We start from the raw sequence: 15,718 nt of genomic DNA on the forward strand, positions 1-15,718 counted from the left end.
GTTCGTTCCAAAGCAAGTGATGAAGTTCATCGAGAAATTTTTTTTCCGCTAAATGTTCTAACAATGTTTGAGGACGCATTTCCTCACTATTTTGAATGATTCGTACTAAGAAAAAACGTTCACGTAAAAAGCAATTCTCGTTCCAAAATGTATGAATGCTAAGTAATAACAATGTGAACGAAAACAGCGTAAAACGTATTTCCCCTTCTCACAAATGAAAGCATTAAGAAAAATAATTTTCACAAATGAAACGTTCAAAATTTCCAAACGAAATATTTTTTTGCAATACCTCATAATTATTTCATCCCGCTCATTGGCACACAAATTGTTTAGAGAATAGCATAACAAAATTTTTATGCGTAGAAAACAACGTAACGCACAGTGCGAGGAAATGCTCTTTCGTTCTATACTTTTTTTAACACCATCAACCTATTCATAATTACTTCAGAATCGTCTATATTTACCAACATTTTTTTCACTTTAATCAACAATATGTATCACAACAAACAGGATAATTTCAAATGTCATTAGATTATGTCAACAGCATTATGGCTGATGTAAAAGCAAAAAATCCCAACGAAAAAGAATTTCACCAAGCGGTTCACGAAGTCGTCGAGTCGCTCAGTGTCGTATTCGAGCGTCATCCCGAATACCGCAGCAATAAAATCCTTGAACGGATAATAGAGCCGGAACGCGTAATAATGTTCCGTGTTCCGTGGATGGATGACCAAGGAAATGTTCATGTTAATCGCGGTTTTCGTATTGAAATGAACAGTGCAATCGGTCCGTACAAAGGCGGTTTGCGTTTTCACCCGTCGGTCAATTTAGGAATTCTAAAATTTTTAGCATTCGAACAAGTTTTCAAAAACAGTTTAACAACACTTCCGATGGGCGGCGGGAAAGGCGGTTCTGATTTCGATCCGAAAGGAAAAAGCGACAACGAAGTTATGCGATTCTGCCAAAGTTTTATGAATGAATTAGTCCGACATATCGGTCCCAATACTGATGTTCCCGCCGGCGATATAGGAGTTGGAGGAAGAGAAATCGGATTTATGTTCGGTCAATACAAAAAACTCCGCAACGAATTTACCGGTGTTCTCACTGGTAAAGGATTGAATTGGGGCGGTTCGTTAATTCGTCCTGAAGCAACCGGTTACGGAGCAGTGTATTTTGCAGCAGAAATGCTTGGAACAAAAGGACAAGCATTGCAAGAGAAAAAATGTTTGGTCTCCGGAAGTGGAAATGTGGCTCAATACACGATTGAGAAAATCAATCATCTCGGAGGAAAAGTCGTAACGCTTTCAGATTCCAACGGATATATTTATGATGAAGAAGGAATCAACGCGGAAAAACTTGCATTCGTAATGTATTTGAAAAATGTCAAACGCGGACGCATTCAGGAATATTCTGCGAAGTACAAGAATGCAGTGTTCACTCCGATAGATGCAAAACATGATTACAATCCACTTTGGAATCATAAAGCAGATTGCGCATTTCCTTCTGCAACTCAGAATGAAATCACCGGAAAAGATGCTGCGAATTTAGTGAAGAACGGAGTTTATGTTGTCGCCGAAGGTGCAAATATGCCAACAACTCCCGAAGGTATCAAAGTATTTTTGGATTCAAAAATTCTTTACGGTCCTGGGAAAGCGGCAAATGCAGGCGGCGTTGCAACATCAGGATTGGAGATGGCGCAAAACAGTATGCGATATTCGTGGACGCGCGAAGAAGTAGATAATCGTCTCCATCTTATTATGAAGAGTATTCACAAAACTTGCGTGGAGGTTGCGGAGCGATTCGGAACGCCGGGCAATTATGTGAATGGAGCAAACATCGGCGGCTTCCTTAAAGTTGCTGATGCAATGCTTGACCAAGGACTGGTATAACCTTTCTTTTGTTGTGAATAAAAAGAGACGGAGTGTGGCGTTGCTGCACTCCGTTTTTACTTCATTAGATAATTAGCATTATATTTACTCGTGCATTATGATGACACTTTGCTTTTTTGTTTCCGATATTCATGGTGTTATAAATCGATATCGTAAATTATTTAGAGCAATTGAAAAAGAAAAACCTTCGATTCTGTTTATGGGAGGAGATTTACTTTCTTTTGATTGTACGGCAGACGTACTTCTACAAAAATTCAATGCTGTTAAGATAACATTACAGCAATCTTATCCAACTATTTTTTTAATTCTGGGCAATGATGACCCAAAGTCAGAGGAGGAAAGGATTATCTACGGTGAATCGCTTGGACTTTGGTATTATATGAACAAAAGAAAACGCACTTTCAATAATTACCAAATTTTCGGTTACTCATATATTCCACCGACACCGTTTTTACATAAGGATTGGGAACGGTTCGATGTTTCGCAATTCATTGATGTCGGATGCGTTTCTCCTTTAGAAGGATTTAGAACTGTAGAGGAGTCCGAATCTGAAATACGAAGAACTACAATTCAGGAAGACATCAATGTATTAGTTAATAACGATGATATTTCACGCTCGGTTTTTCTGTTTCATTCTCCGCCGTATCAAACGAATCTTGACAGGGCAAACCTTGATGGTAAATTGGTTGACTATGCACCAGTGGATGTACATATCGGAAGTATTGCAATAAAAAGATTTATTGAAACAAAGCAACCCTATTTAACGTTACACGGACACGTACACGAATCTTCAACGCTGACCGGAAAATGGAGTGAAAAAATTGGAAACACCTATTCATTTTCTGCGGCGTATGATAAACCGGAATTAGCAATTACCAAATTTTATTTAGAACAACCTTCTACAGCACGTAGAAGTATTATATGATGTAACACCTTATTCCTAAAAATATTATTATGGCAAAAACATACAATGCGTTTTCAATGGCGCAAGAGCAATTCGATAACGTTGCAACAATGTTAAACTTAGATTCAGCAACAAGAGATTTACTCCGATATCCGTTGCGAGAATATCATCTCACTATTCCCGTGAAAATGGATGACGGAAGCGCGCGAATCTTTCGAGGATTTCGCGTTCAACACAATGATGCCCGCGGACCGGGAAAAGGAGGAATTCGTTTCCATCCCCAAGAAACCGTAGATACTGTGAGAGCATTATCTATGTGGATGACGTGGAAATGTTCTGTCGTTGATATTCCACTCGGCGGGAGTAAAGGAGGAGTAATTTGCGACCCGCACAATTTAAGTCTACGCGAACAAGAACAAATCTGCCGGGGATGGATTAGACAAATTGCACGAGACATCGGTCCTTTACGAGATGTGCCAGCGCCGGATGTGATGACAAACGCGCAGCATATGCTATGGATGCTCGATGAATACGAAACAATTTTCGGCGCAAAATATCCTGGTCTCATCACAGGAAAACCCGTGGGAATGGGAGGTTCGTTAGGACGCACGGAAGCAACTGGTTTTGGTGTTGTGTTTACTTTAAGAGAAGCGCTAAAAAATTTGAAACTCAAACCTGAAAACACGACAGCAAGTGTTCAAGGTTTTGGTAATGTTGCACAGTACGCAATTAAATTATACACGCAATTGGGCGGAAAAGTCCTTTGTGTTTCTTGCTGGAATAATACGGAACAAATTTCCTATTCGTTTAGAAAAAAAGATGGCATTCAATTAGATGAACTTTTATCTATTGCGAATAAATTTGGCGAGATAGATATTAACAAAGCAAAAGAATTAGAATATGAAGTTCTTTCAGGCGAACAATGGATTTCTCAAAACGTGGATATTTTAATTCCGTGCGCTCTCGAAAATCAAATTACCAAAGAGAACGTTTCATCCATCAGCAATTCAGTAAAAGTTATTGCAGAAGGTGCAAACGGACCGACAACACCCGAAGCGGATAAAATAATTCACCAGAGAGGAATTTTTCTTCTGCCTGATTTTCTTGCCAATGCAGGCGGAGTAACATGCAGTTATTTTGAACAAGTTCAATCGAATATGAATTACTATTGGGAGAAAGATGAAGTCTTGGGAAAATTGGATGTGAAAATGACTTCTGCTTTTATCGAAGTGTTTGAATTAGCAAGAAAAAAGAATTTGTATATGCGAGACGCGGCGTACGTAATTGCAATCAACAGAGTAGCGCAGGCATGTAAAGAGCGAGGTTGGGTTTAATCAGAATGTTGCAAAGAAAAATTACTTATTCTTTCGCACCGTTTCGAATGCTTAAAATATTTCATTGGATTCCATTTCGATGTTAGAAAATGCTAAAGAATACAGCAGAACTGCTTTCAATCAGAGATTCACGTATATAGGAACAGGAAAGCCGGGAGGAAAAGCGTCCGGTCTTGCTTTCATCAAAGATGAGATTGATGCAAACTTCACGAACAATATGTTCGGGGACATCATTGTTGATATTCCGCAATCAACAGTGATTCTTACCGATGTCTTTGACGAGTTTCTAAAATCAAACAATCTTTACGGCGTTGCATTTTCAGAACGTTCCGATGAATACATCGCTCACGAGTTTCTTAAAGCGGAACTACCAACACAAATTGTCGGTGACCTGATGAGTCTTATTACCAAAACGCACGAGCCGCTTGCAATTCGCTCATCGAGTTTGCTTGAAGACGCTTTGGATGAACCATTTGCCGGTGTGTATGAAACGAAAATGATTCCCAATAATCAATTTGATAAAGAAACACGCTTTAAAAAACTGACAGAGGCAATCAAATTTGTGTACGCATCTACTTTCTTTAAGGGCGCGAAAGATTATTGCGCTGCTATTCGTAAAGATATTGCAAGCGAAAAGATGGCTGTACTTATTCAGGAAGTTGTCGGGTACAGATTTGGTGAAAGATATTATCCGACAGTTTCCGGTGTGGCGCGCTCGTATAATTTTTATTGTGTTGGAAATGCAAGACCGGAAGACGGCGTAATAAATTTAGCATTAGGTCTTGGCAAAACGATTGTTGATGGAGGAAAAGTATGGAACTACTCACCGAAATTTCCTAAGTCACCGCCACCATACAATTCCATTGATGAACTTCTCAAACTTTCACAAACAGAATTTTGGGCGGTTAATATGGGCAAACCGCCGGCATACGACCCGATAAAAGAAACGGAATATCTTGTTCAATGTTCATTACAAGATGCGGAAAAAGATGAAACGCTTTCTTCCGTTTGTTCAACATACGATTCTTCTTCGGACAGATTAACGATGGGTGCAAGAACAACGGGTCCTAAAGTCGTCAACTTTTCTCCTATTCTTGTTGGGAAAACTATTCCACTCAATAACCTTCTGCAAAAATTACTCGCCGATTCAGAAAAACATTTCGGAGCAAAAGTAGAAATTGAATTTGCTGTTGCGCTTGATTCACTTAATAAGAAACCAACGAAATTCGGTTTTCTTCAAGTACGACCATTAGCGGTTTCAACACAGTTTATTGATATCAGTGAAAAAATATTGCAAACGGATGATGTCGTTATCGTGTCGGATAATGTCATGGGAAATGGAATGATAAACGAAATTCAGGAAATCGTTTTCGTTCATCCTAAAAAATTTAAGGCAAATGCAACACGCGCAATTGCTAAAGAAGTAGAAACATTGAACAATAAATTTTTGGATGAACATAAAACATACGTTCTTATTGGTTTCGGAAGATGGGGAAGTTCCGACGATTGGTTAGGAATTCCTGTAAACTGGAGCCAGATTTCCGCCGCGAAAGTAATTGTAGAATCTACACTTCCCGAAATGAATCCGGATTTAAGTCAAGGTTCGCATTTCTTTCATAACATTACAAATTTGGGAGTACTGTATTTTTCTGTTGGAAATAGTTCCGCGCAAAAAATTAATTGGGAGTGGTTATTACGCCAACATGTTGTTGAAGAAACGCAATTTCTCAGTCACATTCGTTTGAATGCTAAATTACGAATAATGGCGGATGGACGGAGCAGAACAGGAGTAATACTACAGTGATAAAGGAAACGCAGAATTTAGAAGAAGTAATTTATAACTTAAACGAGCGTGCAAAAGAATTAAGTTGTCTCTATAAAGTAGAGGAAATTTTAAAAGATTTCACATCGCCGCTTGAAGATGTTTTCAATACGTTGTTAACGGTCATTCCAACGGGGTGGCAATTCGTTGAACTCTGCAAAGCAAAAATTACGTATAACGGAAAATCGTTTTCAATTCAGGACTTTCCTGAAACTGAATGGCAGCAAAGTGCAAAAATTATTGTTGATAAAAAACTTGTTGGAAACATTCAGGTTTTTTACACGAGCGCAGTGAGTTCTGTTGGGAAAAAAACATTTCTTTCAGAAGAAGAAAAATTGCTCGGCACTATTGCAGACAGATTGAGTAATTATATTTTTCATAAGAATCTTCAGCGAACACTCGGCGCATGGGAAACAGCGCACAGTGATAAAGATGATTCCGGAAAAAAAGAATGGCAAATCATTATTGATTTATTGAAGAAAACTAACGTCAATCTCTTCCTTCGCATCTCACGGAAACTCCTCAATCACCTCGCGTGGATTGGAATCGGCGAAGCGCGGAATTTGCTGCAAATGTTTGGCGTCCAAAAAAACATTTCTGATTTGGAGTCCATCTACGATACAAATAAACCATCGCTGAAAAAAGATTATGAATCTATTCTTCAACTCAGCGATTCTGTGTTTACCATTGCCGAACAAAACATCACCAACGATGAGTTATTTGCGTTAATACAAAAGTGGATTAAAGAAGAACGCTTAACGTTTTTAATTCGCACGCTTGAAAATGTTGATACGTCACTCGGCGATATTTTTGATGCCTTAACACGATATCATCATTTAGTGCACGAAAAAATTGAACTTTCACCGTTCTTAAAAAACAATATCATTGTTCAGTTGATTCATCGGTTATTCACGGAGCAGTTGGAGTTTATCAATATCGCAAAGCAATATGTTGAGATAGATGATTTTTTTGAAATATTGCAGCACACAGTTTTTCCCGAAAACAGTCACGGAAAATTAGGCGGTAAAAGCGCCGGTTTATTTCTTGCACAAAAAATATTGCAGCGATTAAGCCAGAAAGAACCGTTACTCAAGGATATCAAAGTTCCGCGCACGTGGTATATCTCTTCCGACGCTATTCAACATTTTCTGTATTACAATAATCTCGAAGAAATCATAGAACAAAAATATAAAGACATTGAACAGATACGGCAGGAGTATCCGAACATCGTACAGATTTTTAAGAACTCCCGCTTTCCTTCGGATATAATAAAAGGATTGTCGCTCATTCTGGATGATTTCGAAAACAAACCGATTATTGTACGGAGTTCAAGTCTGTTGGAAGACCGATTCGGATTTGCCTTTGCGGGAAAGTATAAAAGTTTATTCTTGGCAAATCGCGGTTCAAAAGGAGAACGATTAAATGCCTTAATGGACGCAATTGCCGAAGTCTATGCATCCGTTTTTGGTCCCGACCCGATTTTATACAGAAAAGAAAAAGGTTTGATTGACTTTCACGAAGAGATGGCGGTGATGGTTCAGGAAGTTGTCGGAACGAACGTTGCGAATTATTTTCTTCCCTCTTTTGCCGGAGTTGCATTTAGTAATAATGAGTTTCGATGGTCTCCGCGCATAAAACGTGAAGATGGTTTGCTTCGAATAGTTGCGGGACTCGGAACACGTGCCGTTGACCGTTTGAGTGATGATTATCCTGTGTTACTCTCACCCGGGCAACCGAACATCAGAGTAAATGTTTCGCCCGAAGAAATGGTGAAATATTCTCCTCGTAAAATTGATGTCATCAATCTCGAAAAAAATACATTCGAAACCATTCAAACAGAAAAACTTTTCAAAATGTTTGGTAATGAATATCCTTCTGCAGAACATATTGTTTCAGTGTATAGCGATGAACACGTTACAACGAAATCCCGATTTCATCTTGATTTCGAAAATGATGAACTGGTCATAACCTTCAGCGGTCTGTTCGCAAATACACCGTTCGTAAAACAAACGAAACTCATTATGGATTCTCTTAAAGAAAATATGGGAATTCCGGTGGATGTGGAATTTGCTTCGACGGGAAAAGATTTTTACCTCCTGCAATGCCGACCGCAGAGTTTTTCAAAAGATAGTTTGCCTTCTCCGATTCCAAAAGATATTCCACACAAGGAAATTTTGTTCTCCGCAAAAAAATTTATCTCGAACGGTAAAGTCCCCGATATTACTCACATTGTTTATGTTGACCCGAATGAATATCAGTTGCTCGATACACTCGCTGACTTAAAATCTATTGGAAGAGTTATTGGAAAATTAAATGTGCTTTTACCGAAGCGACAATTTATTTTAATGGGTCCGGGAAGATGGGGAAGCAGAGGAGATATTAAACTTGGAGTGAATGTTACGTATTCCGACATCAGCAACACAGCGATGTTAATTGAAATAGCAAAATCGGAAGGGAATTATGTTCCGGAATTATCCTTCGGGACACATTTCTTTCAGGATTTAGTTGAGTCGTCCATTCGATACTTACCGTTATATCCCGATGAACAAAATGTGATTTATAATGAAGCCAAGTTGAAAAGTTCGAAGAATTTACTCTCGCATCTGTTTCCGGAATTTTCACTGCATCAAAATGTGGTAAAAGTAATTGACGTAAAAAAAGAATGTGAAGGAAAAATTCTGAAAGTTCTTATGAATGCAGAACTTGAAGAAGCCGTTGCATTTTTCGATTTTCCAAGTCTATCAGGCAGAGAGGAAAAAAATACAAGCGTGGAGGTCTCCGTGATTTCTGAAAATCACTGGCGCTGGAGATTAGCAATGGCAGAGAATATTGCGAAACATTTGAATTTTGATATGTACGGAGTAAAAGGATTATACATTTACGGAAGCGCAAAAAATGCAACCGCCGGCCCTGCGAGCGACATTGATTTGTTAGTACATTTTACAGGAACCGAAGCGCAAAAAGAACAACTTCTTATTTGGTTACACGCGTGGAGTGTTTGTCTTTCGGAAATCAATTATGTGAGAACCGGTTATCACACTGAAGGAATTTTGGATATTCATTTTGTCAGCGATGAAGATATAGAAAACAGAACAAGTTTCGCAATCAAAATAGGCGCAATCACTGATGCCGCGCGCCCGCTAAAAGTTGGATTAGAAAAAATTACACCGTAGAAATACTCCCTATAGCAAAAAATGGGGCGCTTTTACTACAAATTCAATTCCACCAACAACAAAAAAATTCCTCTACTCTGTTCATCTCGAAGAAATAAAATAATTGTATTTTTGCCCCGCATTTACAACATCAAGAATCGTGAAATACATTCCGCTTATCATTGTCTTATTTTTCTCAACAGAAGTTTTCGCACAAACTTCTCTGGAAGTTCATCCGCCATCACTGAATTTCGGTACCATTACAACGTCAACGCTGGATTCGGAATCAGTGTGGATTATCAATCCGTTTTCAACGCCCGTTTCGATTTTTTCCGCACAAAATTTTCATAGTGAATTTTCAATACGCGATACAAACTTCGCTCTTGCGGCGCAGGAAAGCATCAAACTGTTTGTGTATTTTTTTTCGAAACATAATCTTTCCTATCGCGATGTGTTTGTCATACAATCCGTTCCATCCTTCGGAGCAGTTTCCTTTTCAGTTTCCGCAAATGCAACCTATTCCGACGTTACATATTCGTTCACCCAAAACTTGCGCGATGAACCGCTGAAAATTGCGTTGCATCAATTCACCAAAAACCATACGTCGCTCGGGTACAATACTGCGCGCGATAACATGTTTGAATTTATTGACGACTACAACAGCGACGATACACTCGAATGTGTGTACACGGGTAGAAAAATTTTTGCAACCAACAGAGATGAAGCGCAAGCGCAAAACTTCAACACGGAACATACGTGGCCCCAAAGTTTTTTCAACGAAGCGGAACCGATGAAATCCGATTTGTTTCATCTGTTTCCAACGGATAACGATGCAAACAGTGCGCGTTCCAATTATCCGTTTGGTATTGTTGTCGCAAATACTACGTGGCAACAAGGCGGCTCGAAACTCGGAAGAAATTCTCAGAATCAGATTGTATTTGAACCGCGCGCGCTGCACAAAGGAAACGTTGCGCGTTCATTGTTGTATTTTGTTGTTCGTTACGACAGCAATTATGGAATGTTTCTTTCAAACACGCAGGAATCCATTCTGCGTTTATGGAATCGGCAAGATAGCGTTGATACACGTGAAAAACTTCGCAACAATCGCATCGCTTTATTTCAACAAAAACGCAATCCATTCATTGACCATCCGGAATTTGTTGAACGTATTTCCAAATTTTACGGAACGGCAACAACACCATTTGCCCCGGAAATTTTTGTTTCTGCTGATACAATCAATTTCGGTTTTCAAACCCCCGGAACATTTTCCACGCCGCGATATCTCATTATCGTCAACAGCGGAAATACACATTTAAGCATCATTTCGTATCAGTTGCGTACATCGTTTTTCTCCGTTTCCGAAATTATTTCCTCTGTTCCTGCCGATTCTTTCGTCCGCTGGAAAATCAATTTTTCACCGACGGAAACAGGTCAAGATTATTTCGATACACTTTCGATTGTTTCCAACGATGCTGATGAAAGTATTACCAATATTCACTTGCGCGGTACGACGATACTCACTTCCTCAGAAGTTGAAACAGCAATTCCTCCATCATTTTTTCTTGCGCAAAATTATCCGAATCCGTTTAATCCGGAAACGGTTATTCGTTATTCCTTATTCGTTAATAGTGTTGTTACGTTGAGAATTTATGATGTGATGGGAAAAGAAGTTGCAACAATCGTCAACGAAGACCTCTGTCCAGGAATCTATACAGCAACGTGGGATGCAAGCAGTTTTGCAGGTGGAATATATTTCTATCAATTGTCTTCCAATGGATTTCCTGAAACAAAAAAAATGATTTTGTTGAAATAGCCACAACCGTTCTACGATTCAATCCTAAGACACATAGAAAATTTTTCTCTCTGTGTCTTTTCTTTTTTAAAGATACAATTGGCGAAAGAAAAATTTCTCCCTAAATTTGTCCCGCCTTTAATAAAATATTTTTACACCTTTGGAATCCATACTACTATGAATATCATTTTTACAGTTCTTTTCCTCTTTCTTCTTTCCCTTTCTTCCTTTGCGCAATGGTCATCCGATCCAAACGAAAACTTGCACGTGTGCGATGTAAACGGCGAGCAAGTTCTTCCTAAAATTGGAAACACATCGGACAACGGTTGTTTTATTTCGTGGTTTGATAATCGTTCAAACGGTTATGCAGTATATCTTCAACGATTAAATGCGCTTGGCGAAAAACAATTTGCTGACGATGGATTGCTCGTGAGTAACTTTCCGCAATCGAGTTCGCTCGTTGATTGGGATATGACAGTTGACGATAGTGATTGCGCAATTATTGTTTTTACCGATGAACGAAGCGGCGGACCAATAAACCCTTTTGCATACAGAATTAGTAAAGAAGGAAATTTTCTTTGGGGAGATAGCGGCGTTTCGCTTTCTACTTCGCCAAGCACGTATCAGGCAAATCCGAAAGTTGTGCAAACGAGCGACGGCAATTATGTTGTTACGTGGATTTATGCATCGTCGCCAAATAAAATTGCAATGCAAAAAATTTCCCGTCCTGGATTTACTATGTGGGGCAATGACCCAATTTATCTTTCGGGAATTACCGGCGAACATTACACGTATCCAGATATTGTTGCTTCGGATAGCGGAAGCGTGATAATGATGTGGTCGGGATATACAGGTTCGTTTATTAATCCTCGAAACTATCATTTGTATTCGCAGAAATTTTCTGCGCTTGGAAATCCTGTATGGTCTGCAGAACCGGAAACAGTGTATGTCCTCGGAAGAGTTGCGGGATTTTATGTTCCGAAAATTTTTTCCGATGGAAATAACGGCGCATTTTATGTTTGGCACGACGATAGAAATCAAATAAACTTAACAACAGGATTTGTTCAACATTTTTCTGCGGAAGGAACCCCTCTTTTCCCGAGCAATGGCGTTGCTGGTTCGACAAACACATCGCAAAATCATTTCGACCCGATGATTGCGTATGATGCTTTGTCACAACAAACATATATGTTTTGGAAGGAAACAAACTCGTCGCAAAGTCAATTCGGAATTTACGGACAAAAATTTTCTGCGAACGGAACGCGCTTATGGAATGATGAAGGGAAAGTTTTTATTGCGCTCGGCGATAATAGTTCGGCGTACATTTCTGCGCAAGCATATGAAAATAATATCATTGTGTATTATGAAGAACTTCCGTTTTCAGGAGTAAATGATGTTATCAAAAGTTTTAAAATTGATTCGTCGGGAAATTTTTTGTGGAGTGGAAATATTCTTACGGTATGCGGCGTTGCAAGCGATAAATTGCGATTGAATGTTGCGCTGGGACAAAACGGAATGTCGAAACTTGTGTGGACGGATAAACGCAACGATGCCGGTGGATTGTATGCGCAGAATATCAACTTCGACGGAACGTTTGGAAATACTGTGGGCGTGAATGAACGAGAAAATAATTTTCCGTTACAATTTTGGTTGGAACAGAATTATCCGAATCCGTTTAATCCAATTACTGTTATTAGTTATCGGTTATCGGTGAATAGTTTTGTAACGTTGAAAGTATATGACATACTTGGAAAAGAAGTTGCAATACTTGTGAACAACACAGAAATGGAATCAGGTAAACACGAAGTTCAATTTGATGCAAGTAAACTTTCGAGTGGAATGTATTTTTACAAACTTTCAACAAATAAATTTTCCGCCGTGAAAAAAATGATTGTCGTTAAATAGATAAACAAATTTACATTTACCCGTTATGAAAAATCTTTTTCTTCTTTTACTCATCTTCGCTCCATGCTCTCCGCTCTTCGCCGAAGAATATTGGCAGCAACACGTTCACTACACAATTTCCTGCACACTCAACACCAGTGAACACACTATTGATGGAAGTGAAACGCTTGAGTACACCAACAATTCTCCCGACACGCTGAAAGAAGTGTATTTTCGTTTGTATTGGAATATTTTTACGTACGGAAGTTACGCGCAACAAACACAACTGCAACATAAAAGTTTTTTGAAAGATTCTTCCGGCGGAATTTGGTTGAGTAAATTTGCTTTGAAAGAAAATGGCAAAGAAAAAAAACTTGAATATGAAATTGATAATACTATTCTTCACGCAACACTTCCATCACCGCTTTTGCCAAACGAAAAAATAACGTTTGCAATTGATTGGAAAGAAAAAATTCCAACGACCGGAAGACGAACAGGGCACGTTGGGCGCGATTACAATATTGCGCAATGGTATCCGCAAATAGCAACGTATGACAAATTCGGTTGGCATCGCGACCAGTATATCGGTGCGGAATTTCATAACGAGTTCGGAACGTTTGATGTGAACATTACATTACCGAAAAGTTTTATCGTCGGGTACAGCGGAACACTTTTAAATCCCGAAGAAGTTCTTCCCGATTCTGCAATTCAAAAACTGAAAGCGAACGAAAGCAATGATTCAACAGTGAACATTCTCGATTATTCGCAGAGAGAAATTCCGAAAGAAGATACAGCGCTCGTTACGTGGAAATGCCGCATTGATACTGCGCGTGATTTTGCGTGGAGCGCAAATGAAAAATATATTTGGGATGTTGCGCATTGGAACGGAATAACAATTCACGCTTTGTATTTCGACGACAAAAAAGAATTTTGGAAACGCGATGCGGAATACGGACGACACGGAATAAAATTTTTCAGCGAACATTTTGGAATGTATCCATATCCAAACGCATTTTGTGTTGAAGGAGTAATCGGCGGAGGAATGGAATATCCGGGAATTGTTTTTCTCGGACATATCGGCGATGAAGTTTCCACGTCATTGTATGATGTTACCGTTCACGAGTTCGGTCACGAATGGTATCCGATGATGATGAGCAACAACGAAACGGAATTTGCGTTTATGGATGAAGGGTTCAACACGTTCATCACTACTCTTGCGCACGAAGATTTTTACGGACGATATAACAATTCGTATTTCTGGAAATCTTCTATTCAGAAATTTTTCGCTTTTCCAAACACCGACGAGCGCGAAGATAATTATCGTGGATATATGAACATTGCAAAACTTGGCGTGGAAGAACCGGTTGCAACACACGCTGACCATTGGGACGAAACAATCGGAAGCGGAACTGCATTTTATCCGAAAACTGCAAACGTAATGTTTATGCTGCAATATGTGTTGGGAGATTCCGTCTTTGCAAAATTGATGTTGAAATATTATGAGCGATGGAAATTCAAACATCCGTATCCTGAAGATTTTTATGCGCTTGCAATGGAAGTAAGCGGCAACAGAGATTTGCGTTGGTTCTTCGATGAATGGTTTCACCGAACGTACACCTGCGATTATGCGCTCGATTGCGTTGATGCGGAAAAAATAAATGTTGACGGAAAAGAAATGTACCGCACGAACATTGTTGTAAGAAAAATCGGAAGAGCAATTATGCCGCTCGATATTGAATTGGAACTTGCGAACGGAACGAAAGAAACAGTTTTTATTCCCGTTGAAAAGTGGATGAATAACGAAACGGAACAAACTATTACAAAAGATTTTTCTGCAAAACCAATTAGCGGAGAAATCAATCCCGATAAGCGCATTGCTGACATCAATCGTTTGAACAATACGTGGAGAAAATTTCCAGCACGATTTGATTTTGACAACACAACGTTTTCTATTATGCCGATTTACGAGTATTCATTTCGTTGGAGACCTTCGCTGTGGTTCAATGATATTGACGGTATGAAACTCGGCGGAAAAATGTTCGGAAGTTATTTGAATGATATTCATTCGTTCAATGCGTGGAGTTGGTTTGGCGTGAAAAGTCAGCACGTGGATTACGATGTTTCATACTCAACGATTTTGTATGAGTTGCTGAAATGGTCATCTATTTCGCTGCGAAGTTATACGATTGACGGAAGACAAAGTGAAAGCGCAAGTTGGAATGTTTTGTTTGGGAAGCATTATTCCTATCCGCCGACGCATACAATCAATTTTTCCGTTTCGCGTTTTCAACTTGTCGATTCTAATTATCTCGTAGCACGAAATTGGGACAAAGGGAAATTGACGCGAATGATTGCGCGATATTTTTACTCCAATCGTTACAACAACGAAAGTTTTACGTTCACGACTGCGTTTGAAAGCGATGTTCTGCAAAGCGATTATCGGTATAACAAAATTTTTGCGCAAGTAACAGATGTCTATAATTTGCCTTTGAACATTCGCTTTGGTTTTCGATTGTTCGGGGGAATTGCAAGTGGCAACATTCCGAAACAAACAAAAACATATCTCGCAAGCGGCAATCCCATTGATGAAATGAATGCAGATTTGTTGCGCAGTCGAGGAACACTACCTGATTCGTTACGAATACATTCGCTGCAACCGGGAGGAGGAAATTTGCGCGGCTATTTCAATCAAAATATTCCGAGCAAACGAACACTTGCAACCAATATTGAACTTCGTTTTCCCGATGCAGTTCCGTTTTTACCGATGGGAAGAATTCCTGCGCTCGGTTCGCTGTTTTCTAAATTCAGCAGCGTTTTATTTTTCGATGGCGCAAGAGTTTCAGAAAACAATTCTCTTCTTCCGAACCAATTTATTTACGATGCAGGAATTGGAATTCGCTTTGCACAAATTCCATCACAGACTAATTTATTTTCTTCGATTGGG

General features: G+C 39.3%; 8 protein-coding genes. All 8 read left to right on the forward strand.

The genetic code is table 11. The annotated features are described in order from the left end of the window. The first annotated feature begins 521 nt into the window (after nucleotides 1-521). On the forward strand, nucleotides 522-1,886 hold the full coding sequence (locus FJ218_08085; protein MBM4166854.1) for an NADP-specific glutamate dehydrogenase: 1,365 nt from the start codon (nucleotides 522-524) through the stop codon (nucleotides 1,884-1,886). 97 nt (nucleotides 1,887-1,983) lie between these two features. Continuing rightward, the gene (locus FJ218_08090; protein MBM4166855.1) at nucleotides 1,984-2,811 is read left to right on the forward strand and encodes a hypothetical protein; all 828 of its coding nucleotides are present in this window, start codon (nucleotides 1,984-1,986) and stop codon (nucleotides 2,809-2,811) included. A gap of 29 nt (nucleotides 2,812-2,840) precedes the next feature. After that, complete coding sequence (locus tag FJ218_08095; protein ID MBM4166856.1) at nucleotides 2,841-4,124, forward strand: Glu/Leu/Phe/Val dehydrogenase; 1,284 nt, start codon at nucleotides 2,841-2,843, stop codon at nucleotides 4,122-4,124. Nucleotides 4,125-4,188: 64 nt separating this feature from the next. Next, on the forward strand, nucleotides 4,189-5,928 hold the full coding sequence (locus FJ218_08100) for a hypothetical protein (GenBank protein ID MBM4166857.1): 1,740 nt from the start codon (nucleotides 4,189-4,191) through the stop codon (nucleotides 5,926-5,928). Next, nucleotides 5,925-9,119, forward strand: coding sequence for a pyruvate, phosphate dikinase (locus tag FJ218_08105; protein MBM4166858.1), 3,195 nt, complete (start codon nucleotides 5,925-5,927; stop codon nucleotides 9,117-9,119). Before FJ218_08100 ends, FJ218_08105 begins: the two co-directional genes overlap by 4 nt. A gap of 139 nt (nucleotides 9,120-9,258) precedes the next feature. Beyond that, the gene (locus tag FJ218_08110; protein MBM4166859.1) at nucleotides 9,259-10,911 is read left to right on the forward strand and encodes a T9SS type A sorting domain-containing protein; all 1,653 of its coding nucleotides are present in this window, start codon (nucleotides 9,259-9,261) and stop codon (nucleotides 10,909-10,911) included. 156 nt (nucleotides 10,912-11,067) lie between these two features. Further along, nucleotides 11,068-12,795 carry a T9SS type A sorting domain-containing protein gene (locus FJ218_08115; GenBank protein MBM4166860.1) on the forward strand — a complete coding sequence of 576 codons (1,728 nt, stop codon included), beginning with the start codon at nucleotides 11,068-11,070 and terminating at the stop codon, nucleotides 12,793-12,795. Nucleotides 12,796-12,820: 25 nt separating this feature from the next. Beyond that, on the forward strand, nucleotides 12,821-15,718 hold a 2,898-nt coding region (locus FJ218_08120; GenBank protein MBM4166861.1), incomplete at its 3' end, for a M1 family metallopeptidase.

The sequence above is a fragment of the Ignavibacteria bacterium genome, from assembly GCA_016873775.1.
GTDB lineage: Bacteria > Bacteroidota > Ignavibacteria > UBA10030 > F1-140-MAGs086 > JAGXRH01.

Excerpts from the sequence above, each read along its gene's own strand:
- FJ218_08085 (MBM4166854.1), top strand. The coding sequence starts at position 522 with ATGTCATTAGATTATGTCAACAGCATTATGGCTGATGTAAAAGCAAAA.
- FJ218_08090 (MBM4166855.1), top strand. The coding sequence starts at position 1,984 with ATGATGACACTTTGCTTTTTTGTTTCCGATATTCATGGTGTTATAAAT.
- FJ218_08095 (MBM4166856.1), top strand. The coding sequence starts at position 2,841 with ATGGCAAAAACATACAATGCGTTTTCAATGGCGCAAGAGCAATTCGAT.
- FJ218_08115 (MBM4166860.1), top strand. The coding sequence starts at position 11,068 with ATGAATATCATTTTTACAGTTCTTTTCCTCTTTCTTCTTTCCCTTTCT.